General features: G+C 44.2%; 26 protein-coding genes. 13 read left to right on the top strand and 13 right to left on the bottom strand.

The genetic code is table 11. The annotated features are described in order from the left end of the window. Positions 1-10: 10 nt before the first annotated feature. Complete coding sequence (gene nadE, locus C1S73_RS25840) at positions 11-841, bottom strand: ammonia-dependent NAD(+) synthetase (RefSeq protein ID WP_038867235.1); 831 nt, start codon at positions 839-841, stop codon at positions 11-13. Between the two features lie 220 nt (positions 842-1,061). Between nadE and C1S73_RS25835 the strand changes: the two genes are divergently transcribed. Beyond that, positions 1,062-1,586, top strand: a complete 525-nt coding sequence (locus C1S73_RS25835) for a nicotinate-nicotinamide nucleotide adenylyltransferase (protein WP_102778990.1) — start codon at positions 1,062-1,064, stop codon at positions 1,584-1,586. Positions 1,587-1,600: 14 nt separating this feature from the next. Beyond that, positions 1,601-2,086 carry a hypothetical protein gene (locus tag C1S73_RS25830; RefSeq protein ID WP_038867242.1) on the top strand — a complete coding sequence of 162 codons (486 nt, stop codon included), beginning with the start codon at positions 1,601-1,603 and terminating at the stop codon, positions 2,084-2,086. A gap of 67 nt (positions 2,087-2,153) precedes the next feature. On the opposite strand, the gene C1S73_RS25825 is transcribed toward C1S73_RS25830, so the two are convergent. Next, a complete protein-coding gene (locus C1S73_RS25825) occupies positions 2,154-2,762 on the bottom strand; it encodes a cupin domain-containing protein (RefSeq protein WP_038867243.1) in 609 nt (202 codons plus the stop codon). A 192-nt stretch (positions 2,763-2,954) separates the two neighbouring features. On the opposite strand from C1S73_RS25825, the gene C1S73_RS25820 reads away from it, so the two are divergent. Next, the gene (locus C1S73_RS25820) at positions 2,955-4,061 is read left to right on the top strand and encodes a 1-acyl-sn-glycerol-3-phosphate acyltransferase (RefSeq protein ID WP_038867244.1); all 1,107 of its coding nucleotides are present in this window, start codon (positions 2,955-2,957) and stop codon (positions 4,059-4,061) included. Between the two features lie 104 nt (positions 4,062-4,165). Here the strand turns inward: C1S73_RS25820 and C1S73_RS25815 are convergent, their stop codons facing one another. Beyond that, positions 4,166-4,765 (bottom strand): hypothetical protein, encoded by a 600-nt coding sequence (locus C1S73_RS25815; protein ID WP_038867245.1) that lies wholly within the window; start codon positions 4,763-4,765, stop codon positions 4,166-4,168. Positions 4,766-4,911: 146 nt separating this feature from the next. Between C1S73_RS25815 and C1S73_RS25810 the strand changes: the two genes are divergently transcribed. Next, positions 4,912-5,184, top strand: a complete 273-nt coding sequence (locus C1S73_RS25810) for a YnjH family protein (protein ID WP_038867247.1) — start codon at positions 4,912-4,914, stop codon at positions 5,182-5,184. A gap of 76 nt (positions 5,185-5,260) precedes the next feature. On the opposite strand, the gene C1S73_RS25805 is transcribed toward C1S73_RS25810, so the two are convergent. Next, positions 5,261-5,560 (bottom strand): YfcZ/YiiS family protein, encoded by a 300-nt coding sequence (locus tag C1S73_RS25805; RefSeq protein ID WP_038867248.1) that lies wholly within the window; start codon positions 5,558-5,560, stop codon positions 5,261-5,263. Between the two features lie 528 nt (positions 5,561-6,088). Here C1S73_RS25805 and C1S73_RS25800 point away from each other — a divergent pair. Next, positions 6,089-6,550: a TetR/AcrR family transcriptional regulator gene (locus tag C1S73_RS25800; RefSeq protein ID WP_038867249.1), complete on the top strand. Its 462-nt coding sequence runs from the start codon at positions 6,089-6,091 to the stop codon at positions 6,548-6,550. Positions 6,551-6,637: 87 nt separating this feature from the next. Here C1S73_RS25800 and C1S73_RS25795 read toward each other — a convergent pair whose 3' ends face one another. Genes C1S73_RS25795 through C1S73_RS25770 form a run of 6 tightly spaced genes read right to left on the bottom strand, consistent with a single transcriptional unit; the run spans position 6,638 to position 11,224 of the window. Then, complete coding sequence (locus C1S73_RS25795) at positions 6,638-7,420, bottom strand: heme ABC transporter ATP-binding protein (protein WP_038867251.1); 783 nt, start codon at positions 7,418-7,420, stop codon at positions 6,638-6,640. Beyond that, positions 7,420-8,457: a FecCD family ABC transporter permease gene (locus C1S73_RS25790; protein WP_038867253.1), complete on the bottom strand. Its 1,038-nt coding sequence runs from the start codon at positions 8,455-8,457 to the stop codon at positions 7,420-7,422. The genes C1S73_RS25795 and C1S73_RS25790 overlap by 1 nt, the downstream gene beginning before the upstream one ends. Before the next feature lie 9 nt (positions 8,458-8,466). After that, positions 8,467-9,336 carry a heme/hemin ABC transporter substrate-binding protein gene (locus tag C1S73_RS25785; RefSeq protein ID WP_038867255.1) on the bottom strand — a complete coding sequence of 290 codons (870 nt, stop codon included), beginning with the start codon at positions 9,334-9,336 and terminating at the stop codon, positions 8,467-8,469. 27 nt (positions 9,337-9,363) lie between these two features. After that, positions 9,364-9,777: an ExbD/TolR family protein gene (locus C1S73_RS25780; RefSeq protein ID WP_038867257.1), complete on the bottom strand. Its 414-nt coding sequence runs from the start codon at positions 9,775-9,777 to the stop codon at positions 9,364-9,366. Then, the gene (locus C1S73_RS25775; protein WP_038867258.1) at positions 9,774-10,472 is read right to left on the bottom strand and encodes a MotA/TolQ/ExbB proton channel family protein; all 699 of its coding nucleotides are present in this window, start codon (positions 10,470-10,472) and stop codon (positions 9,774-9,776) included. The genes C1S73_RS25780 and C1S73_RS25775 overlap by 4 nt, the downstream gene beginning before the upstream one ends. Then, on the bottom strand, positions 10,472-11,224 hold the full coding sequence (locus C1S73_RS25770; protein WP_038867259.1) for an energy transducer TonB: 753 nt from the start codon (positions 11,222-11,224) through the stop codon (positions 10,472-10,474). The genes C1S73_RS25775 and C1S73_RS25770 overlap by 1 nt, the downstream gene beginning before the upstream one ends. 168 nt (positions 11,225-11,392) lie before the next feature. Here C1S73_RS25770 and hutW point away from each other — a divergent pair, with 168 nt between their 5' ends. From hutW to C1S73_RS25745, 5 genes are all read left to right on the top strand, one after another. After that, a complete protein-coding gene (gene hutW, locus C1S73_RS25765; protein ID WP_038867260.1) occupies positions 11,393-12,763 on the top strand; it encodes a heme anaerobic degradation radical SAM methyltransferase ChuW/HutW in 1,371 nt (456 codons plus the stop codon). Between the two features lie 22 nt (positions 12,764-12,785). Beyond that, a complete protein-coding gene (gene hutX / locus C1S73_RS25760) occupies positions 12,786-13,289 on the top strand; it encodes a heme utilization cystosolic carrier protein HutX (RefSeq protein WP_038867262.1) in 504 nt (167 codons plus the stop codon). A 106-nt stretch (positions 13,290-13,395) separates the two neighbouring features. Next, positions 13,396-13,926: a heme utilization protein HutZ gene (hutZ, locus tag C1S73_RS25755; RefSeq protein WP_005441121.1), complete on the top strand. Its 531-nt coding sequence runs from the start codon at positions 13,396-13,398 to the stop codon at positions 13,924-13,926. Between the two features lie 104 nt (positions 13,927-14,030). Continuing rightward, positions 14,031-14,567, top strand: coding sequence for an ATP:cob(I)alamin adenosyltransferase (locus C1S73_RS25750; protein ID WP_038867265.1), 537 nt, complete (start codon positions 14,031-14,033; stop codon positions 14,565-14,567). A 141-nt stretch (positions 14,568-14,708) separates the two neighbouring features. Beyond that, a complete protein-coding gene (locus C1S73_RS25745; protein ID WP_038867267.1) occupies positions 14,709-15,119 on the top strand; it encodes a hypothetical protein in 411 nt (136 codons plus the stop codon). A 6-nt stretch (positions 15,120-15,125) separates the two neighbouring features. Here the strand turns inward: C1S73_RS25745 and C1S73_RS25740 are convergent, their stop codons facing one another. Continuing rightward, positions 15,126-16,040, bottom strand: a complete 915-nt coding sequence (locus C1S73_RS25740; protein ID WP_038867269.1) for a chemotaxis protein — start codon at positions 16,038-16,040, stop codon at positions 15,126-15,128. A gap of 268 nt (positions 16,041-16,308) precedes the next feature. Between C1S73_RS25740 and ppiC the strand changes: the two genes are divergently transcribed. Next, positions 16,309-16,587, top strand: a complete 279-nt coding sequence (gene ppiC, locus C1S73_RS25735; RefSeq protein ID WP_005433507.1) for a peptidylprolyl isomerase PpiC — start codon at positions 16,309-16,311, stop codon at positions 16,585-16,587. Positions 16,588-17,074: 487 nt separating this feature from the next. Beyond that, complete coding sequence (locus C1S73_RS25730; protein WP_038867271.1) at positions 17,075-18,424, top strand: alpha-amylase family protein; 1,350 nt, start codon at positions 17,075-17,077, stop codon at positions 18,422-18,424. A gap of 66 nt (positions 18,425-18,490) precedes the next feature. Here the strand turns inward: C1S73_RS25730 and C1S73_RS25725 are convergent, their stop codons facing one another. After that, entirely contained in the window at positions 18,491-19,480 is a 990-nt protein-coding gene (locus tag C1S73_RS25725) for a zinc-binding dehydrogenase (RefSeq protein WP_038867273.1), read from the bottom strand. 261 nt (positions 19,481-19,741) lie between these two features. Further along, positions 19,742-20,857: a linear amide C-N hydrolase gene (locus C1S73_RS25720; protein ID WP_038867275.1), complete on the bottom strand. Its 1,116-nt coding sequence runs from the start codon at positions 20,855-20,857 to the stop codon at positions 19,742-19,744. A gap of 85 nt (positions 20,858-20,942) precedes the next feature. Here C1S73_RS25720 and C1S73_RS25715 point away from each other — a divergent pair, with 85 nt between their 5' ends. Then, positions 20,943-21,836, top strand: a complete 894-nt coding sequence (locus C1S73_RS25715; RefSeq protein ID WP_038867278.1) for a LysR family transcriptional regulator — start codon at positions 20,943-20,945, stop codon at positions 21,834-21,836. The last annotated feature ends 20 nt before the right edge of the window (positions 21,837-21,856 follow it).

Here is a 21,856-nt window from a genome sequence, read left to right as displayed (position 1 = left end):
AAATTGCAATTTAGTCGTAGATCGTTGGGATCGGCTGACGTTTGTGCTGCGTGGCCTTGTAAATTGACACCAGACGGTCACTCACTTGTTCCGAAACAGGTTTGCCTTCTAAGAAGTCGTCAATCTGTTCGTAAGAGAGATTCAGTGCGTCTTCATCTGCTTTTTGAGGATCAAGTTCTTCTAAATCTGCAGTCGGTACTTTCTTTACTAGTTGTTCCGGTGCACTCAGCGTTGCCGCGACTTCGCGTACTTGACGTTTGCTCAAGCCGAATAGTGGTGCCATATCACAAGCGCCATCACCAAACTTAGTGTAAAAACCGGTAATGTTCTCAGCCGAGTGGTCAGTGCCTAAAACTAGGCCGCCTACGTAACCTGCGATTTCATATTGAGCAGCCATGCGGGCACGTGCTTTTACGTTACCTTTTACAAAGTCGACTTTTGCAGCGTCAGTTGGCAGAAGGCCAGTACCTTCCAATGCAACATGAGATGCAGAGTGAAGACCATCTACGCCCGCTTTTATGTTTACAGATACAGAATGAGTTGGTTGGATAAAGGCAAGAGCAAGTTGTGCTTCGTCTTCATCCTTTTGCTCACCGTAAGGTAAACGAACGGCGATAAACTGGTAGCTATTGTCGCCAGCTTCTTCGTTCAGTTGGTCCACAGCCAGTTGAGCCAAACGACCACATGTCGTTGAGTCAACGCCACCGCTGATGCCAAGAACAAGAGACTTACAGCCTGCTTCTTGCAATTTACGCTTGATAAAAGCGACACGGCGCTCGATTTCGAAATGCGGGTCGATTGATGGGAGAACTCGCATTTCATCGCGGATGGATTGTTCCATTTCGGGTTCCTTTTCCTGCAAATACATCAGACACAAAATTAGTCGGAATGTGTTCATACTTAGGCCTACGTTTATTGTTCACAATTGGCGGGAAAGCGTTCAATTGATGTTCATAAACGTCGCATTAGTGTCAAAAAACTCTAAAGATTAGTAGTATCATACCGAATTCATCGGATTAGAAAACTCTCTTCAACCAGGTAATCACCGGATATGAAAAAAAATCGCCGTTTTTGGTAGCGCATTTAACCCACCAAGCTTAGGGCATAAAAGCGTGATCGAGTCCTTAAGTCACTTCGACCTCGTGCTTCTGGAGCCTAGTATTGCACATGCTTGGGGCAAAAATATGTTGGACTATCCAATCCGGTGCAAGTTGGTCGATGCCTTTATTAAAGACATGGGGCTTTCCAACGTTCAACGTTCAGACTTAGAGCAAAGTTTGTACCAACCAGGACAAAGTGTGACGACTTTTGCGTTATTAGAAAAAATTCAAGAAATCCACACGCAAGCCGATATAACTTTTGTCATTGGTCCTGACAATTTCTTCAAATTTGCTAAATTTTACAAAGCAGAAGAAATTACGGAACGTTGGACTGTGATGGCGTGCCCTGAGAAAGTTAAAATCAGAAGCACAGACATACGAGATGCTTTACTCGCTGATAAAGACATCAGTGCATTTACAACATCAACAGTCCGTGACATTTTACAAAGCGAACGCTTATACAAAGAAACGTTATCTGGTAACTAAGAGGTCAGATTTTCATGGTCAGAATAGTGGTATTTAGTGCATGCACGTTGCTTGTTGTTACACAAGCCAGCTTCGCGTGTAACTATTTGTCTGATCGTTCTGTTGTATTCGCTGATAACACCATGCCCATTTGTGAAGACATTTTTGATAGCGTCGGTGTGCTCAGTGTGGATACGCTCAATTGGTATGAGGCGGAAGAAAGACCGCTTGATGAGCCCACAGAAAACTACTGGGATGAGTGGGCGATTAAGTCGGAAGACACGCCATTGCTGACTCAAAGCTTGGAAAGTAACTATTTTGGCTTGGGTGTCTGGATGCCAGAAGAGTTGAGAGACGATGAAAGCAAAATGACAACCGAAGAATGGCTGAAGAGTCATGGGTTAATGTTCAGTATCGGTTTTGGGGACAAAAGTGATGGTGAACCAAGAATGCGCTTCGATTATCGTTGGCACGAATACTACGATGCTGACTGGATGATGCAGATAGAAGTCCCGTTCTAAATAACACTTCTTAATCAAAAAGGGCGTACATCATGTACGCCCTTTTTGATTCTAAGTTGGTAGTTGGTTATAGTGCTTCCCCAAACACTAAAAAGCACAACTGTTCGTATTCTTCTTTATTACCTGCAAACAAACGCTCGACGATGTCCATTTGCTTTTTGCCAGACAGTTTCATTTTACGAGCTTCTCTTAGTGTTAGCACCAAACACAACTCGATTGAAATTGGTGATTCGCAACCAGGTTTCCATTGATTGATCAAGCTTGTGAGGTGTGAGCCCGTCAGTTTTGGCTTCAATTCCAACGTCTCATATTTGGCGACTGTCAACAAATCCAGTTGTTTTTCACTGCGTGGTTCGGTGGTTACCAGTTTATCCATTAGCGCTTTTAATAGAGCGGAAGGTTTTACAAAGCCGGCTTGTTGAGCAAACTCATCGTTCAAACGCACAGAAAAATCACAACGAGTAGTGCGAGTATTTGGTAAAAAGGTGAGGGAGCTCAAACATCCCTGAGGAATCCAAAAATACTGACCTGGTTCGATGGCATACTCTTGTTTACCCAATTTTATGATCGCCAAACCCTCGACTACTAACAGTAGCGTGTGTTTTAGCGCTTTCTTACGCGCAGCAACATTGAGAAAAGGGTAATTTGCGTCGTGAAATTCAATTGCGTAGTTCATTGTGAATACCAGAGTTCTTGGGGCGCTAAGGTTAACGTTAAACCCTTAGAATGCCAACCGAATAACAGAATTTTTTGCGAATAGAAATTGTAAAACGACTGGTATGACCATGTTAAAAGTATGGATTGAAATGCTGCTACTTGGCAAAACAATGCGTAAAATGTGCCAGCTTTTTTTGAAATGAATTGAATAATGACAGCCAATACCGATCCTTATATTGAAATTCGTCCATACAATGACGAAGAGATTCCAGCTGCGCTGGACCGCCTTATCCAAGACGATGAGTTTATCAGCGCGATTTTAGAGCACCGTTTCGCAAATAAAGCGAACTGGTTCAAAACACTCATGAGCCCGATTATCCGCGTCTACTTAAAAGCGAAGTGGAGCAAGCTGAACTCCGTAGAAGCGATTCAACTTGAAGTTAAGAAGTATCTTCAAGATACGTTGAATACGACGACGGATGGTGTGACCTTTTCCGGCTTGGACAAGCTAGATAAAGAAACTTCTTATTTATTTGTGTCTAACCACCGCGATATCGCTATGGATCCTGCGCTTGTTAATTACGGTTTGCATCAGACCGATCATCGGACTGTGCGCATTGCTATTGGTGACAACTTGCTTAAGAAGCCTTGTGCGACAGAACTCATGAAGCTTAACAAGAGTTTCATTGTAAAACGTTCGGCAAAAGGCCCGAGAGAGATGATGAAAACGCTGGGTCAATTATCTGGCTATATCAAGCACTCTCTTGATACGGGTAACTCAATTTGGATTGCCCAAAAAGAGGGGCGAGCAAAGGATGGGAATGATTTTACCGATCCTGCAATCCTTAAGATGTTCCACGTAGAAGGGCGCAAGCAAAAAATCAGCTTTGGCGAATACACTCGCTCGCTGAAAATCGTTCCAGTTTCTATTTCTTATCAGAATGACCCATGTGACCTTGCTAAGGCAAAAGAGCTGTACGAGAAAGCAGAAAACGGTAGCTACGAGAAGGGTGAGTTTGAAGATATCGAGAGTATTATCCAAGGTATCGTAGGCTACAAAGGCAAAGTTCATGTTGCGTTTGGTGATGTGGTTGATCAAGAGTTCGAAACACCTGAAGAACTTGCAAATGAAATTGATCGTCAAATCCATAACAATTACCGAGTGTTCCCGATGAACTTGCTTGCAGCGGGTCGAGAAGATGACACGATCACCGAATTGGTTAAGTCTCAGTTAGCAGAAAAGCTTGAGCAACTGCCAGCTGGCGCACATAGCTATTTAGTCGCAAGCTATGCAAATCCAGTCAATAACCAAGAATAGCCGGGCTTTAGAGATATGATTGCTCAGCGTTAACATTGTGAGGAACGGGTAGGATCTTTAGCCGATGTGTTATTTGATTTTTCGCTCGTTCTTCTCATTCTGTTCTAAGGTGCAACGGCGCCACCTAAGGTCAAGTTCGTTGGCCACTTTGATATACGATTCCCACCTAAGAAAATGTTGCCATTGACTGTCATGGTCTCTGGGAATTCGGTGAGTTTTGAACCACTGATATACAAATTCCCCTCTACGACAAGGCCTTCAGGTAATTGAGTTAGCGGCGTTCTAATCACACTCAAGTCCCCCTTCACTCGCAGTCGAGTCGGTAAGCTTTGCAAAGGGGTATCTGTCAAATTTAGGTAACCCCCAAGCTTCACTCCTCGTGGCCAACGTTCGATTTTGCTGCCCAATAGATTTGCATACCCTTTGATCTTAGTCCCTGACCTAATGGTTTTAAGCGAGCTGTTGGTGGCCTCCAAGCTACCCCCTACGTCAAGCCCTCTAGGAAGTTTGGTAATCGGGGTTTGCGAGATATTCAAATTACCTTTAACGATGAACCCGTCGGGCAACTGAGAATAAGGTTTGTTGCGTAGGTCAACATTGCCGTAGTTGTCTGTATGGCCAAATTTGGAGTAGTAATCGAGCTCGTATGCAGCAGGGTTCGTACTTATGGCCATTAAGGTAAGAAAGAGAGGGAATACACGCATTATCGCTACTTCAACAAAAATTCACGAGAAAAGAATAACGTAAAGCGAGTAGGGCTTCTAGAGCGAGAGATATAAAGAATATGAGATGCTGCCAAGAACCAAAAATGGCTTCTTGTTAGTATGTTACCAAGATAAAGGGGAGAGCCATGGATAAAAAACCGATAGCTTGCATCACCATAAGTATTGTCAGCGTATTACTTTCTGGCTCGGTGATGGCGAAATCTTACAGTACGCCTGAGGCCAAAGCACTGGTTGTGGCAGACGGTAAATTAGGGCAGCGGGTTTGTTACTACGATGATAAAGCCTACACGACTGGAGCGGTATTGAATGTTGACGGTGTTTTATTGGTCTGTACTGATGAAAATGACTTTGAAACGAATGGCGCGTTAAAGTGGGTGGTATTTAAGCAAGAAAAGTAATGTCACTTATTACAAGAGCGCTAAAAACACAAAAGCGAGCAGAGTGCTCGCTTTTTTACTCTTATAACTTTGATTTTTAACGCGATAGAGAGCGAGTTTTCAGTTCAAAGATTAGCTTTTCAGCGCTAACTTCAAACTTGAAGCGAGCGGTGAGCTCTTTTGATTCTTCAGTGAGTTCAGAAACGTTGTATTCAACGCCGGCACACACTGTTGTCGCCATTTCGATGTATTTCGCCAACTCAGCTTCTAGTGCTGCTTTAGTTTCTGCGAAAATCGTTACGTCAGCAACATCGTCGCCTTCTTTGATGATAAAACCCATTTCACCAGCGCAACCGCAAGCTTCACAAACTTGGCTTTCTTCTAATTCGACACTCATAACGAATCCTCTTGTAAATACTGTGGGTATTCTATCAGGTATTTGATCTCTATCTACAAAAATGAATGATTTTGGATAAAAAAGGCACGGTATGTTATGTTGTTAACAAGGGGTTAATTAAATTCATTAGAACTTCCTTAATAAAATTAATGTGATATGTATCAATATTTAAAATCAATTAACCTAGATATTCGTGAGATTTTTGTCAGGTGAGTTGAACTGGGGTTCAATTTATAAGACTATTTCCGGATTAATTATTTTTACATAATTATCATTCTTAGCCTGAGAATAGTTTCGATGAATGATTTGGTGCAAGGTTTTGATGGAGTGGACTTTTCGCCATATTTTGAGTCACATGTATTGACAGAAATATCACTGTAAATTGCACGTTACGCAGTGCATTTTAGTTATGATTGACCCTCTAATTTGATGTTAGGGGCGTACAGTACATAATGCTGAGGATGATTTTCATTCTGGCCCTCATTTAATTGTGAGTTAGATGGATTTACAAAGAGAAGAGCTTAAAATATGCCAAAGCGTAGTAAAGAAGATACCGAAATCACTATCCAGAAAATCATGGATGCCGTTGTTGATCAGCTTCTAAGACTTGGTTATGACAAAATGTCTTACACCACGTTAAGTCAACAGACAGGTGTATCGCGTACAGGTATTAGCCACCATTTCCCTAAGAAAACGGATTTTACCGCCGCGTTAGACGGTCGTATTTTCAAAATGTTCGTAGAGCATCTAGAATTTGATAAAGGTCTAGAAGCGTTTTCGAAGAGCTGGATTAAAGCTCTAGAAGATACTGAATTCTTAGCGATCTTGCGTCTATTGTTCCACCATATCGTCACTTCAGAAAGTGCACATGAATTTGCAGCAAACGGTATTGACCGTTTGTACAAAATGGCTGAGAGCCAATTCGGTGCTGGTAGTGACAAAGAGTTAGAGTGGTTAATTGGTCGTTCGTTGATTCAGATGAGCAAATAAAACCAGAATAAAGAAAGCCCCGCATTATGCGGGGCTTTTTCTTATTTAATATATTGAACCGGACAATCTGTTCGTTAAGACTGCTATTTAAGCCGCTGCATGGACTTGTGGGAAATCCAAGGTCGGGTGCTTAGTGACGATAGAACGATAGCCATAGACTTGCTCAATGCGTTCTGGTGTCAAAGCGTTCCACGGGTTGTCATCACAAACCAGTTTGCCATCATGAAGTAAAACCAATCTATCAGCGTACTGTGACGCCAGATTTAAATCATGTAATACAACCACAACGGCCGCATTGTTTGCTTTGGCTGCTTCACGTGCGATCTTGAGCGTGTTGTGCTGGTGGGCAAGATCGAGTGCTGAAGTCGGCTCATCTAGCATCAGTATTTTTTTGTCGCCAGCTTGATGAAGCTGAGTTAATACTCGCGCAAGATGTAAGCGCTGCTTTTCACCACCAGAAAGAGCAGGGTAGAGGCTATCTGCAAGGTGAGATACGTCAGTCTGCTCCATGTACTGCAAAGCTAATTGTGTGGTTTCTTTGTTAGTTATCGACAACGGAATTGCGCCTAACTCTACAACTTCTCGAGCTAAGAACGGAAAAGTTAACGTGCTGTGTTGTGGTAACATCGCAATGTGTTTTGCGCTTTCAGCGGGCTCCCAATCGTTTTTTTGTTTGCCAAAGTACTCAATGTCATGTTGAGAAGGGATCTCGCCGCATAGGAGTTTTAACAACGTGCTTTTACCAGCGCCATTTGGTCCAAGTAAGGCGGTAACTTCTCCTGCTCGAATATCAATACTGATGTCATCAAGTACGATTCGGCTGCCATACCTCATGGAGATATTTCTGCCTGACATAACCGTTGGATTCATTACAGGATCTTCCCTTTTTGTTGGAACAATAAGTAGATAAAGAACGGCGCACCAATAAGTGCAGTTACGATACCTACCGGCAGTTCAGCTGGAGTAACAACAACTCGTGCGAACATGTCCGCAGCGGTTAATAGCAAGGCTCCCATTAGTGCTGAGATTGGTAGTAAGGTTCTATGGTCAGGCCCAGCTAACATTCTTCCTAAATGAGGAATGACGAGGCCGATAAAGCCGATGGCACCACAAATACTCACCGTAATACCAACGCCGACAGCAGAAAGTAATATCAACTGACGCTTAAGCTTTTGTACGGGTACACCCAAGTGCCTTGCTTCGGATTCACCTAATAGCAGCGCGTTAAGTGACATTGCTTTTTTCTGGAACCAAAAAAGAAGAATCACGAGCGTCACTGCTGCTAGACCAATACCAGACCAGTTTGCTCCTGCTAAAGATCCCATCGACCAAAGCGTAAGGTCGCGAAGCATTTGGTCATCGGCGATAAAGTTCATAAAACCAATAGCGGCACCAGAAAGGGCACTGATTGCAACACCAGCCAAGAGCATAATGGTCACGGAAGTGCCAAATTTGTTCGTTCCGAGCCAATAAACCAATACGGTTGTAATTGCACCACCAAGAAAAGCAAAGAAAGGCAGCGCGGCTAAGTTCATTAGCTGAGGGTAGTTTTGGCTAAAATCCGCAAAGACTACAATAGCGAAAGCCCCGCCAAGAGCGGCTCCTGCAGAAACACCAATGATGCCTGGTTCAGCAAGAGGGTTTCTGAAAAGTCCTTGCATAACCACACCACAAATCGCAAGGATGGCACCAATGAACATGCATAGGATAGTGCGTGGTAAGCGTATTTCGTTAATGACTAGTTGGATGTGAGGAGCAAGGTCAGACCCTGCTCCGCTCAGGCTTCGTAGGCTGTCTGCGAAGCTGATATTCATGGGACCTACTGTGATTGAAGCTACAGCTATAAAGGCTAATATACCGGATAAAGCAAGTAGAATAGTAGATAAAGGGATACGTCTTAACAGCATTGAATCTCTCTACGGGTATAGTAACTCGTTTAGGCGTTTTGCTTCAGATAGGCTTTTTAGACCCAAACCACCGACTAATGCGTGACCATCAATCGTAACGATGTTCTTAGTCATACCTGCTGGCGTTGCAGCAAGTAGTGGCATCGCTTTTAAAATTGCATCAGCGCCACCCATAGTCTGGTAACTACGGCCACTCACTAAGATAACGTCTGGTTGCATTTCAACCATAGCTTCTGTTGATAGCGGCTTGTATGAAGACAGTTTACTTGCTGCTGGGTTCTCACCGCCGGCGAGAGTAATAATGGCATCTGGTGTCGTTTCTGAACCTGCAACGTTTGCAGCACGACCTTCATGAATCAGCAAGAAAAGGACTTTCTTTTTCTCGGCTTTTTCTGGTTGGTTGCCTTCTAGGGCTTGAACTTGTGCTTCAACTTCTTTCTTTAGTGTTGTGGCTTCAGTTTCACGATGCATGATGCCAGCAATTTGGTCGATACGATGAATCAAACCATCAACGTTTGCTTCTGTGTTTACGACCTCAACGTCGACACCTGCTGATTTTAACTGGTCAAGCGTTGTATTCGGGCCCATTTCATCAGAACCAATCACTTTTGTTGGGCTTAGAGCTAATAAGCCTTCTGCGGATAGACGACGGTGATAACCTACTTTAGGTAACTCCATTTCTTTAGGAAGCTGACTCGTCACGTCAACTGCGACTAGGCTTTCTTTTGCATCAAGGGCGATGAGGAGTTCAGTTACCGCACTACCTGCACTGACAACTCGTTCCGTTGAAAGGGCTTCGTTAGCAAATAGGTTCGCACTTGCAAGCATAGTCACTGCTACGGTTAAGGCGGTACGAACTGGCAATAGTGTTTTGTTCATGAGTTTATTCTCTGTCTTATGTTCTTTTTATTGCGACTCTTCAGTTAACAACTGAGTCGCCTGAATTCCGTTTTCTTGTAAAAAGCCTAGAAGCTTAACGAGGGATTGAATATCAGCGGTTTTTTCTGCGCCAATCACAATAGGTTTGTCGGTTGATTTGCTCTCTTCGAGTAAGGCAAGAGTAAAGTTTTCCCAGTCGATATACGTTTTCCCATTGATAGCCCAAAAAGGTTCTTCTTTGAGGATGTTGACCGTAATGGATTGTTTATCAACTTCGGCAACGGCCTGAGAATCTGTACTTGGTAAACTGACATCCAGAGAGTCGAGCTTGACTGCCGCAGTCAACATCAAGAACACCATTACAATAAAGATAATATCCAGTAGCGGGGTTAGGTCCGGAGTTAAACCATGGCTGTTATTGTCTTGAGGTGCTTTAATCATGAGCTTCTCGCCTCAACATGATCAGCAACCGTTGCGACTTCTTTGTTGTTTTCTGGAGAAACGTGTTGCAAAGAAATGCCTTCTAACCAGAGGTTTACATAGTTCAGTGTGTGCTCAAGCTTAGCGATAACGCGATCAGCCCAAAGACCAATCAGTTGTGCGCCTGAAATTGCGGGCAATGCAATGATCAAACCCGCTGCGGTCGTGCGCATTGCCAGACCTAGGCCATCAGCCAGATCGTTTGGCGTGATGTTACCTGTAGAAGACGCAATGCCTTTAAACATATCGATCAGGCCAAGAACGGTACCTAACAGCCCGATTAGAGGACTGATCACACCAATGAGTGTCAAAAGACGCAGACCGGAATGTAATTGATGACGCTTTTCTTGCAACCAGATTCCTGCCGCGTCTTCACGAAGTGACTTAGAGAAAGAATGGTGAGCAAGTAACATCGCGACACCACGATAAAGAAGAGGTCGCTTGCCAGAAAGATCGTCTGCAAGTGCTTCGATATCTTTGCTGTTTGTTGGGTCTAGGGTTTTGAGCTTTTGACGAATTGCTCTTTTGCCTACTCCAAGACTAACAAATACTTGGAAAAGTCTTTCCGCAATGATCATGACTGTTAAAGCAGAACAAATAATTAAAGGCCAAGTCATAAGACCAAATTGGGTTTGTAAATGTTGTAGCTGTTCCATTATCCATCCAACTTAAAACGAACTGGGATTTGAACGCGGTGAGCAACTTGTTGCCCGCCAGAAATATGTGGTGAGAATTCCCATTGCTTTATCGCACGTAGCGCTGAAGCATCGAGCATTTCTGCACCGGAAGATTCAATAAGAACTTGTTTAACTTGATTGCCATTTGCATCAAGCCAAATTTCGTACAGTGCAACACCTTGAATGCCACGCTTACGAGCTGAACGAGGGTAGCGAGGCTGAACTGGTTGGGAGACAAAAGTTGGCTTATCGACTAGTACTGGCTCTGAAGTCGCACCTTTTGATTCATTTGTTGGTGCGGCTTTTTGCTCTTGTACTGGTTCTTTTGCGACTTTCTTCTCTACTTTTTCTTTTGGTTCCGGATCTTTTTTAGCCACTGGTTTCGTTGGTTGTGGCTTTTTAGGTGGCTTGATTGGTTCAGGTTTCTTTTTTACCTGTGGTTTTTTCTTTACAGCTTCTTTTTTAACGACGGGTTTTTCGATCGGCTTTTTAACTGGTTCTGGCTTAGGTTCCGGTTGCTTCTTGGTTTCAGTTTGCTTCTTCTCGACTTCCTCTTGAGGAGCCGGTTGCGCTTTAACAGGTTTAGGAGCCGAGACCAAATTCAGGCTTACTGTGCTTGCCGGATTTCCTGCAGGCATCGCAAAAACTTTTGTCTCTTGAGAGACAAAAAGAAGCGCTGCGTGAATCGCAAGTGAGGCGCCTCCGGCAATGACATATCTTTGTAGGTTCACGGGTAAATCTCGGTGTTGCTAATAATTATCAAGTTGGGACTGATTATCACTTACAAAGGAAATAAGATCAATTATCAATTGCATTATCATTACGCGCAAATTATGATCTTTGCAGTTTTTTTGAAATGAGCCTCAATCCTTTGTGTGGTGGGCTTTAAGTGAGTAAATATGAGCGTCGATATTTATAAATTTGACGAATCAATCCTTGGGAGTGATAGCCCGGATCCATTGCGCTTTGCTTTTGTGAAAAAGCACTCTGCGCATGCAGGTGGTAGTAGCATGCCAGTGCCGCCGCCACGACAAGGAGATATTCTTTCAAGGATTACGTCTGAAACGACGGTAAAGAACAATAAGCGTTGCTTGTACATTCACGTTCCATTTTGTCGTGTGCGTTGTACTTTCTGTAACTTCTTCCAAAATGCTGCCAGCCGTAAGTTAGTCGATGAATACTTTGATGCTCTGATGAAAGAGCTAAAAGAGAAAGCGGTGATGCCGTGGACGCAAAGTGGCATCTTCCATGCGGTTTACATCGGCGGTGGTACGCCTACTGACTTATCTGCAGACCAAGTTCGTATTCTAGGTCAGGCCATCCACGACTATTTCCCTCTCGCAGCTGACTGCGAAATTACACTTGAAGGTCGTATCAACCGATTCTCAGACGAGTTATATCAAGGTGCGCTAGACGGTGGATTTAACCGTTTCTCATTTGGCGTCCAGAGCTTTAATACCAAAGTTCGTCGTAGTGCTAAACGTCTAGATGACCGTGAAGATGTACTTCAGCGAGTAAGTGAGTTGGCGAAAGAAGACAAGATCCCTGTCATCATCGATTTGCTTTACGGCCTGCCTTATCAAACGAAAGAAGTTTTAGAGCAAGATCTTAAGGACTTTTTGTCTACAGGCGCTCATGGCTTGGACCTTTATCAGTTAGTGGTTGGTGGTACAGCGCCAATGCTCAATTTAGTTGAAAAAGGCAAAATGCCGCCACCAGCAACGACACCGGAAAAAGCGGGCATGTACGAGCTTGGTGCTAAGTTTATGGCAGAGCACCATATGAAGCAGCTTAGTGTGAACCACTGGGCAATTGATAACCGTGAACGTAGCTTATACAACAGCTTAGCGAAGACCTATGCAGAAGTACTGCCTGTCGGTTGTGGCGCAGGCGGTAACATCGGTGGTTACGGCATGATGCAGCACCGCACGCTAGACACTTACGTTAAAGCTGTAAATGAAGGGCAGAGCACCATCGCAATGATGATGAAGCAAAGCCCACTTGAGCCGCTATTCGCAGCGCTGAAATCCGGCTTTGATCGAGGCATTGTTCAGGCGAGCAAGCTGCCAGCATTTATGGGCGAAGACACCTTTAATTTCCTGATGCCACTATTTAAAGTTTGGCATGACAAGGGCTTAGTTGAGCTACAAGAGCGCAGTTTAGTACTGACGTTAGCAGGTAGCTTCTGGGCAGTGTCTCTGGCTCAGGCATGTATTCAAGTACTGACTTCTGAAATGAACGAAAACGTACCAAAAGTATCTAACAATTAATCTGAAAGAAATGGAAAAAACAATGGAATCAATTAAGCAACAGGTCGAAGCCCTACTAGAACAAGAGCCGCAACTACTCCCAGCAGCAATGGCTGAGCGCCTTGGTGTATCAGAGTTTGACGTGGTAGCAGCACTTCCTCAAGAGATGGTTGCAGTAGCACCCGGTGAGCAAGCGCAAAGCATTTTAGAAGGTCTTGTTGGTTTTGGCCCAGTAACAACTATCGTTCATTCTTTTGGTTCTATCTTTGAAGTAAAAGCGCCGTTCCCGAAAGGGAAAGTTGCTCGTGGTTACTACAACCTTATGGGTAAAGAAGGTGAGCTTCATGGTCACCTAAAACTGGATAACGTGAAAAACATCGCGCTAGTAAGTAAACCGTTTATGGGGCGTGAGAGCCATTACTTTGGTTTCTTCTCTGAGTGTGGCAGCAACATCTTTAAGATTTACCTAGGCCGCAACGAGAAGCGTGAGCTAATCGAAGATCAAGTAACAGCATTCCGTGCAATGCAAGCAGAGTTCAACAAGTAGTCTCGAATGAGCATGACACTGCACTAATTCGTTAGCGCAGTGTCATTTATTAAAGAATAACCGAGTTAAAACTCGGAACAACAAACAAGTAAAGTTAGGTATCAAAATGGATCAGCAAGTTAAACAAGAGCGTTTACAAGGTCGTCTAGGACCAGAAATCAAGGAATTTCGTCAGGAGCGTCGTACCATTCAATTGGCAACCGTTGATGCGGAAGGCCGTCCAAACGTAAGTTACGCACCATACGTTCAAAACCAGGAAGGTTACTTCGTTCTTATTTCTCAGATTGCTCGTCACGCACGCAACCTACTAGAGAATCCAAACGTATCTTTGATGATGATTGAAGACGAAGATTCGTCGAAGCAGTTGTTCGCCCGTAAGCGTCTAACGTTTGATGCTGTCGCAACGGTTGTTGAGCGTGATACTGAAATGTGGCAACAAGTGGTTGGTCAAATGAAAGATCGTTTTGGTGAAATCATCGATGGCCTGAGCCAACTAGAAGACTTCGTTCTGTTCAACCTAAAAGCAGAACAAGGTCTATTCGTGAAAGGCTTTGGTCAAGCTTACCAAGTTTCGGGTGATGATCTGGTTGATTTCGTTCACCTTCAAGAAGGTCACAAGAAAATCGAAAACGCATAAGCCGATTTTCTAACTTATGATCGTTTAAACGGATGTGATTGCCGAAAGGGAGTTAGGTTATACTGACTCCCTTTTTTATTAGAACCAAAGCACAGAGAAAGAGCATGAGACCAGTAAGCAAGGAACTTGGCGAGATTTGTTACCCATTCATCTATGAAGACAGCCCAGTATGTGACTTTGAAATCACTGCTGATGAGTTGTGTAGCCGAATTGGGTTGGTTCTATCGATGGAACTCGATGACTTTAGCCGCGACATACTGACTCGAATGCAGCCAAACGTATACCATGTGAATGGCTCTATCCGCGGAAAACTCGCGATTACAGAAGCGGAAGTCGATGAGCTAAAAGCCGATTACGATGCAATCAAGGCTCGTATCGACGGCGGCTTTAAAGGGTTTGTGCTTCCTGGCGGCCACCCAACGTCCAGTCAACTACATCTATGCCGCTGCCAAGCGAAGAAGGTGGTTCGTGCATTGGTTGCGGTTGAGCATTCAGGCAAGAAGCAACCGGACTCGATTTTGTTCCGTTATTCAAACCTGCTTGCGAATGTGCTCTATAGTCTTGCGTCTTACATCAACCACATTTATCAAGTCGAAGAAACTGAGTTTGTGTCTCGCAGCTACACAATGCCAAGTAAATAGGCAAAATATCACCTAATAGTCTGAATTTAATGACTTTAAGCTAGCCGTCGCAGAGTTCTCATTCGAGTGCTTTGATTACCTTTACCCATCTTTCTGCCTTTGTTTGAATAACGATTAAAATTGATTCAGAGGAAAGAAACGATGGGTTTAGTTGTTGGGGGGCCTTTATTGGTCTGGCTGTTTTGCGCGGTATTGTCTATCAGAGTGGGGTTTGTGTTGTTTGCAGGGCAGGGTGTTTCTAGTGTCATGATTGCTATAGCGTTAGCGGTGGGGGCTACAGCTTCTATTGTTTTCTACAACTGGTATTCGATTGCGAAAAGGGAGGAGGTTTACTTTTTCTCCCTTGCAATGGAATTGTTGTGTCGCCCCGCATTGATTATGCTAGCGGTTATCGCGGTAGGACTGTATTTCTTCGGCGGAGGGCTATTGCTCAATAGTCACATCAAAATGTTCGTCTTTGTTGCACTGTTTTCATGTTCGGTAGCGAGTATCACGAGTTTGTTCACTGCCGAAAAAGTTATTGATGTATACCAGATCAAGCAAACTTATTAGATATGATTAAGAAGCTATCGCTTTTGCTTCCAGCTCTTTTGCACCGCGCAGCATCGCTTCAATCAATTCCCCAGCGTTGAATTTCTCTAATGCCTCGTGAGCGCCAACTTGGTGAGCTCGATCAACACAAATCTCGCTTGATAGAGACGTGTGAAGAATGCGGTAAGAGTTATTCAGCGCAGAATCATTTTGAACTTCAAACGCAAGTTCATAACCATCCAGCCCTGGCATTTCAATGTCACTCACTAAAAGGTCAATTGGGCGGTTCGCTTCTGCATCTCGCTTCATCAAGTCAAGTGCGTCTGAGCCGTTTTTACAGATTTGATACGGGATGTTGATGCGATCTAGCGCGTCGCTCAATTGCTTACGAGCGATAGAAGAGTCGTCCACCAAAAGGATATTCAAGGCTTTCAAACGCTCGCGCTCGATGTCTGTAAGCATTGGAATCTTGGTATTCTCGTATTGCGGGTAGATCTTAGAAAGCAAAAGCTCCACATCTAACATTTGTACGATCTTCTCTTCATAGCGAGTAATACCCGTTACAAAGATATTATGACCCGCACTTGATGGCGGTGTTTCGATAGATTTCCAATCACATTCAATGATTTTCTCGATACTTCGCACCATAAATGCCACCACAGTACGTAGGCAATCGGTTACGATCAAATAGCAATTCTTGTATTCTTCCTCTTGGATAGGACGGAATCCAATTGCTGCCGCCATATCGATGACTGGCACCGTCAAATCACGAATTGTCACAGTGCCAATTACATGATGGTGCGAATAGGGAATTTTGGTGGTCGGCATGTAAGGTACAATTTCACGGACTTTAAGTGTGCCAATTGCGAAGTTCTGTTGCAGGGTGAGTTTAAACACCAACATACCTTGAGACTGGTTCGCTTTACTCGCGACTTTTGCCATGAAAATAACCTTATCAATATCACTGATTTATGTAACTAATCTAATCTTATAAGGCGACCGCTTCAACCGTAGAGCGTGGAAAAGTGAGCTTTTTAGGAAATAGCGCAAATTAAAGTTGAAATTGAATCGGTGAGCGGCCAAGTTTTCATCAGATTGTTAGATAGCACTGAATATCAAAAGATGAAGATAAGGACGGCATTAGAGAAATTATTGCGATATTGAAGCGATTCGGTAAACTTGCGCCACCCGAACAGAGAGAGACAGACACATGGCAAATACAGCAGCCGCTTTACACATTCTTGTAAAGCATAAAGAACAGGCTGAAGACATCATCCAGCAGCTTAAAAAAGGTGCTAAATTCCAGACATTGGCAAAGAAATACTCGACTTGCCCATCTGGTAAACGTGGTGGCGACCTAGGTGAGTTTCGCCGCGGTCAAATGGTGCCACAGTTCGACAAAGTTTGTTTTTCTGGTGAGGTTCTTACTCCACACCTAGTCAAAACCAAATTTGGTTGGCACGTTGTGAAGGTGTTATACCGCACTTAAAAAATAGCGCGTTTATCGCGCTATTTTTGTATCTAGCCTTCTTTATTCGCGCACCTGCCGTCATCATTTCGAGTCTTCCTCTCCTTTTCTATCAATTTATAAACCGCACCAACTGTGACGTGAGCAGCAGTTTCGCTTTCTTAAATATTTGTTACATATCGAATTATTGCCCCATATTCACATTCTTACTGAGAAAAGGCGTAATAGTGAGAGTAGGCGCGATCAGAATGGTTTATCTGCAAAATGCTTATAAAACAGGTGTTTAAATCGGTATCCTTGCGATCTTTGTTTTGGCTTGGGCGTTTGAATACTTTTAAACGGACGTTTAAACCTTGACTGGGGATGAGCTACGCCTTGTTTTTCCGCCTAGCAGAAACGCAAAAGGGGTGAGGGAGGTTCGCTAATAGTTCTTATAATTTTGGCTATTGGATTCGCTCACGAAGAATACGAGTAACAATGGGTGAGCGAACGCGACGAGGAGAGAAACATGAGTGGCTTACAGGAAACACAATCAACAGGTGCAAATGTTATCTTGCACGCTTTTGATTGGAAGTATGCTGACATTGCCCAACGCGCAGCGGAGATCAGCGAGCTAGGTTATGGCTCGGTATTGGTTTCTCCGCCGATGAAAAGCGCACAAGACGAACGCTGGTGGCAGCGTTACCAACCTCAAGATTATCGTGTTATCGACAATGCGCTCGGTAATACCACAGATTTTAAAAACATGGTTGAAGCACTCGACCGTGTGGGCGTATTGGTTTACGCCGATGTCGTCTTTAATCACATGGCGAACGAAGCCCATTTACGCTCGGATTTACAATATCCACGCCAAGCCGTGATGGACGATTACCAGCAAAATGCTAGCAAGTATCAAGATCTGATTCTATTCGGTGACTTGTCAGAACCGTTGTTTGATGAGAATGACTTCGTTGAAGCTTTTGGCATTAAAGATTGGAAAGACAAGTGGGAAGTTCAAAATGGTCGAATCTCGGGCGGTCCAGCCGATCCTGGGTTGCCGACTTTACGTGTGTGCAAGCATGTTGTTGAGCAGCAACGTACTTACCTGAAAGCGCTTAAGGCTTTAGGCGTGAAAGGTTTCCGTATTGATGCCGCAAAGCACATGACTCTTGAGCATTTAAAGCAAGTGTGGACTGATGACATTACTCAAGACGTTCATATCTTTGGTGAAATCATCACAGATGGTGGCGCGACAGAAGAAGAATATGAATTGTTCCTTGAACCGTACTTAAAAGAAACGCGTTTGGGGGCCTACGACTTCCCGTTGTTCTCAACCATTTTTAAGGCATTTTCGAAGAAAGGCAGTTTTAAATCTTTGATCGACCCGTACTGTTTTGGTCAGGCTTTATCTAACCGTCGAGCTATTACTTTCGCGATTACTCATGATATTCCAAACAATGATGTGTTCTTGGATTTAGTCATGGATGAAGAGAACGAATGGCTAGCGTATGCCTACATTCTGGGACGCGATGGTGGTGTTCCGCTTATCTACACAGATTTGGATACCAGTGGTATCAAGGGCGTGGATGGCAAACCAAGATGGCAAAATGCGTGGAAGGACGCGCGTATGGCAAAGATGGTGGCATTCCATAATCTTGTTCATGGCGAACCAATGACGGTACTGGAAGGTAACGACGATATGTTGGTACTTCAGCGCGGCGAGAAGGGCATCTTGGTACTCAACAAATCTGCGCGAGCGCAATCACTACAACTGACAGCGAACAAGGCTCTGGTTGATATGATGACCGGAGAAGAAGTGCCTAGCGGTGAAGAGATTAAAGTGGCGGCGAAATCAGCAATGCTGCTTGTAGAAAAGTAATACCCCTTAGAAGCGCAAACAGCTTTGGAGTTTGCGCTTCTTTTTTCCTTATTTGTCGCTTGGGATTTAGTCGACGAGTTTAGCGACGATCTTTCCGACCGTTCGTTGCTGACGAATAGACACTAGAGCTTGAGCGACGTCTTTTAATGCGACGACTTCCAATTTAGGCACCATGACTTCACCACGTTCTAGCATGTGGGAGAATTCCACCCCAGCGTTAACGATAGAAGCAAAACCTTTTTCACCGTGAACATGGCCAGATCCTAAGCTTAACTGATGGAAAGCAAGCCCTTGCAGGAAAGCGCCTGGGTATTCGGTTGCTCGGGTTGTTCTTACTAGCTCTACCATTTCGCCTTCAAACCCCAGCACAGAGGCACACAAGATGTCGTTGTCGCCACCAACGCAATCCAAAGATACTTCTACGCCTAAGCCTTCAGTGATAGACATGACGTGTTCTCGAACATCTTCTAGTTTGTAGTCAATGACATGTGTTGCGCCTAACGATCGAACAAATTCATGGTTGAGCGCTGAACTGGTTGTGATGATGGTTTTTACGCCAAAGAAGCGTGCCAGCTGAATAGCAAAACAGCCAACGCCTCCCGATCCTCCAGCAATAAAGATGCTTTTACGAGTTGAGATGTTTAGCTTGTCGACAAGAGCTCGATAAGCCGTCCAGCCAGCACAAGGTGTTGCGGCAGCGATTTCTGGTTCAACATTTGGGTGAGCAACCAACGTGCGTGAGTCGTGAATCGCGTATTCGGCGAAACCACCGCTCATTCGACGCATGTTGCCATGATAGAGAACGCGATCACCTACCTGCCAACCCGATACCTTGTCACCGATGGCAACGATTTCCCCCGAAACATCGAGGCCACCAACGAAAGTATCGTCCATGCCATCGACCATCTCGTGCCAAAGGTTGACCTTTGCATCGACAGGGTTGAGCCCAATAGCATGAACTTTCACTAACACATCTAATCCACTCGCAAGCGCTGGAGTGTCGATGTCGGTATAGGTAAAGGTATCTTGATCTTTTTGGTAAGTGATCGCTTTCATTCTTTTCCTCTAAGGGCATAAAGCACCGAGTTATATGGCTTAATAACGTTAGAATAGTTGGAAATCTTCATTTTGTTCCACGTATATTAGCCTTAAGGCAATGCTTTCAAAAATTATCATTTGTTCTCATATTCATAAACTTATGTAATCCAAATTGAGTTATTATCTTATTTATGTGCTGTGAGTATAAGAAAAGCGCCGAACATGTCGGCGCCTTTGGTAGATGTTTGTCCAAACACCTTTCAAGTTCTGCTGTTTAAGCTATTTCACTAAGTGTTGACCCATGACACCATCGCCTTTTTCTAAGCGAGATGAAATGTCACCAAACAGATCCGGTAAATCGGCTTTGATGGTGTAGTTATGTCCGTCATTCAACTTGTTAAAGTCCACTGAGTACTGCGTGTAACTGTCGTCATACTGGTAACGCACGTTCATCACTTTTTGGTCTAGGTTGTACACCAAACCATAGATGGTTGCATAGCCACGCATTTCGCCATTTACTGGGCGGTTTGCCGCATCCAATGGGATTTTGTAGGTCACACTGTCGAGTTTCGCAATGCCATTGGTGTAGCTGCTAGGCTCTTTAAGCTGGTCCTTCATGTAGCTGTTCCAGATAAAGCGTTGAGCAGAATTAATGTTACCCGGGATAGGGAACTCACCATTCACATCACTCTTCGCTTTGGGTTGCGCTTCTTGCCAGTTTTTCAAGTGTTGCGCGTACTCTGGGCTGTTAGTCATCACGTCATATTGTTTGCCATGATGCACTTGCCAAGCGCCGTCGATGTATTCCAACACAGCAGAGTCACCACTTGCGTCTTCTAATGAATAATGTCCCTTCATTTCTATGCCATTGTGGCTGAACTGTTGGATTTGGATTGAATCTAGATTCTTTAATGCTTCATCAACGGATGCAAAGCTATCAATCAAATAGGCGACAAAGCGCGAGTTTTCGATTTGTTGTTTGCCAGCTTGTGGTGCCCCTGGGTTTTCTTCATCCAAGAACAGGGCATTCGCCGCAAAGCCTTTCTCGTTAAAGCCATCAATAATGCCCACGCCGTAAATGCTCACACCGATAGAAGCGTATTTCGATGTCCACGTAAGCGCATCGTCTTTATCGTAGCCGCGGTAGGTTTGGCCTGCGTGACGAACATCAATGGTTGGTTGATTGGCTTCCATCCAATCCATAGTACGAGAGACAAATACACCGTGATCTTGAGTCTCCCAAACCAAACGTGAACACGCATTTGCTGCGGTAGAGATGCTGCCAACTGCCATTGCAACTGATGCTGCTAGAAGTACTTTTTTGCTAAAACCTTTCATTGAATTGCCCTCGTAACGTTTCAATACGAGGTCATTATTACGTTTAATATTCACCATGTAATCTCAGTTATGTTGCAGATTTTGCAACAAGACAGTTTAGATTGAGCTAAGATAAACAGGTTTATTGTTTGAGGACCTTCCAATGCCCAGAGCCAGTTTTGACCAACTTACTGCATTTGTCGCTGTCGCAGAGCATGGATCATTTAGCCAAGCCGCAAGGGTAATCGGGAAAGACAGAGCGACGCTGCATCACCAAGTCAGCGATCTCGAAATTGATTGGGATGTGATCTTGTTTGAACGCAAAGGAAGAACACCAGTCTTGACGGAAGTAGGAACGACGTTACTTACCCAAGCCAAGCATATTCTTTACCAAATGCAGTCTTTAGAGCTTTCTTGCGACAGCTACTCTCAAGGGGATGTTCCGGAGATAACGATTTGTCACGACATGTCGGTACCGTGTGATGCCATCGCGGACATCGATCTGTCTTTGCGTAAGCAATACAAGAGTACAGCGATTCATTGGTTACATCGCAGCCGAGATGAAGCGTTAGAAATGCTTATGGCGAAACAAGCGGATTTTGCGGTGGTACTTAACAGCGGCAAAGCGTTCCCAACCGAAGGGATGTCTTTTATTAACTTGGGCTATCCAAGGTTTACCTTCTATGCGCATCAGAAAAGCCCAATAGCGCAGAAACCCGTGGTGACTCTGCAGGATCTTGCGTCACATCATCAATACATTGCAGAGAATTTCAGCACCAGTGCACTTGGTAATCAACAGGTGATGTCACCAAACATTTCTCGAATCAGTAACATCGATGTGTTGATGCGATTATTGAAAAATGATGGCTTTGCCTTGCTTCCTCATCATTTAGTGCAAGCTCATGATGAGAAAGGCGAGTTTGTCCCGTTAAACATCGATTTTATGGCAAACGAAGGTCGTGCTGGCTATGTGCTACTAAAGCGAGGCAATACGTTAAGCCCCGTACATCAAAAGCTGGTGGCGTTGGTGACCGAATGGTTTGATAAACAGGTGTAAAAGCCAGAATTCTCCATTTT

The organism is Vibrio jasicida 090810c, from assembly GCF_002887615.1.
Taxonomy (GTDB): domain Bacteria; phylum Pseudomonadota; class Gammaproteobacteria; order Enterobacterales; family Vibrionaceae; genus Vibrio; species Vibrio jasicida.
Note: the sequence above shows the minus strand (reverse complement) of the source record. Positions and strands in the feature narration are given on the sequence as shown.

Bases quoted from the DNA above. Each gene is read 5' to 3' on its own strand.
- nadE (WP_038867235.1), bottom strand. From the start codon at position 841: ATGGAACAATCCATCCGCGATGAAATGCGAGTTCTCCCATCAATCGAC.
- C1S73_RS25830 (WP_038867242.1), top strand. From the start codon at position 1,601: ATGGTCAGAATAGTGGTATTTAGTGCATGCACGTTGCTTGTTGTTACA.
- C1S73_RS25825 (WP_038867243.1), bottom strand. From the start codon at position 2,762: ATGAACTACGCAATTGAATTTCACGACGCAAATTACCCTTTTCTCAAT.
- C1S73_RS25820 (WP_038867244.1), top strand. From the start codon at position 2,955: ATGACAGCCAATACCGATCCTTATATTGAAATTCGTCCATACAATGAC.
- C1S73_RS25815 (WP_038867245.1), bottom strand. From the start codon at position 4,765: ATGCGTGTATTCCCTCTCTTTCTTACCTTAATGGCCATAAGTACGAAC.
- C1S73_RS25810 (WP_038867247.1), top strand. From the start codon at position 4,912: ATGGATAAAAAACCGATAGCTTGCATCACCATAAGTATTGTCAGCGTA.
- C1S73_RS25805 (WP_038867248.1), bottom strand. From the start codon at position 5,560: ATGAGTGTCGAATTAGAAGAAAGCCAAGTTTGTGAAGCTTGCGGTTGC.
- C1S73_RS25800 (WP_038867249.1), top strand. From the start codon at position 6,089: ATGCCAAAGCGTAGTAAAGAAGATACCGAAATCACTATCCAGAAAATC.
- C1S73_RS25795 (WP_038867251.1), bottom strand. From the start codon at position 7,420: ATGAATCCAACGGTTATGTCAGGCAGAAATATCTCCATGAGGTATGGC.
- C1S73_RS25790 (WP_038867253.1), bottom strand. From the start codon at position 8,457: ATGCTGTTAAGACGTATCCCTTTATCTACTATTCTACTTGCTTTATCC.
- C1S73_RS25785 (WP_038867255.1), bottom strand. From the start codon at position 9,336: ATGAACAAAACACTATTGCCAGTTCGTACCGCCTTAACCGTAGCAGTG.
- C1S73_RS25780 (WP_038867257.1), bottom strand. From the start codon at position 9,777: ATGATTAAAGCACCTCAAGACAATAACAGCCATGGTTTAACTCCGGAC.
- C1S73_RS25775 (WP_038867258.1), bottom strand. From the start codon at position 10,472: ATGGAACAGCTACAACATTTACAAACCCAATTTGGTCTTATGACTTGG.
- hutW (WP_038867260.1), top strand. From the start codon at position 11,393: ATGAGCGTCGATATTTATAAATTTGACGAATCAATCCTTGGGAGTGAT.
- hutX (WP_038867262.1), top strand. From the start codon at position 12,786: ATGGAATCAATTAAGCAACAGGTCGAAGCCCTACTAGAACAAGAGCCG.
- hutZ (WP_005441121.1), top strand. From the start codon at position 13,396: ATGGATCAGCAAGTTAAACAAGAGCGTTTACAAGGTCGTCTAGGACCA.
- C1S73_RS25750 (WP_038867265.1), top strand. From the start codon at position 14,031: ATGAGACCAGTAAGCAAGGAACTTGGCGAGATTTGTTACCCATTCATC.
- C1S73_RS25745 (WP_038867267.1), top strand. From the start codon at position 14,709: ATGGGTTTAGTTGTTGGGGGGCCTTTATTGGTCTGGCTGTTTTGCGCG.
- C1S73_RS25740 (WP_038867269.1), bottom strand. From the start codon at position 16,040: ATGGCAAAAGTCGCGAGTAAAGCGAACCAGTCTCAAGGTATGTTGGTG.
- ppiC (WP_005433507.1), top strand. From the start codon at position 16,309: ATGGCAAATACAGCAGCCGCTTTACACATTCTTGTAAAGCATAAAGAA.
- C1S73_RS25730 (WP_038867271.1), top strand. From the start codon at position 17,075: ATGAGTGGCTTACAGGAAACACAATCAACAGGTGCAAATGTTATCTTG.
- C1S73_RS25725 (WP_038867273.1), bottom strand. From the start codon at position 19,480: ATGAAAGCGATCACTTACCAAAAAGATCAAGATACCTTTACCTATACC.
- C1S73_RS25720 (WP_038867275.1), bottom strand. From the start codon at position 20,857: ATGGTGAATATTAAACGTAATAATGACCTCGTATTGAAACGTTACGAG.
- C1S73_RS25715 (WP_038867278.1), top strand. From the start codon at position 20,943: ATGCCCAGAGCCAGTTTTGACCAACTTACTGCATTTGTCGCTGTCGCA.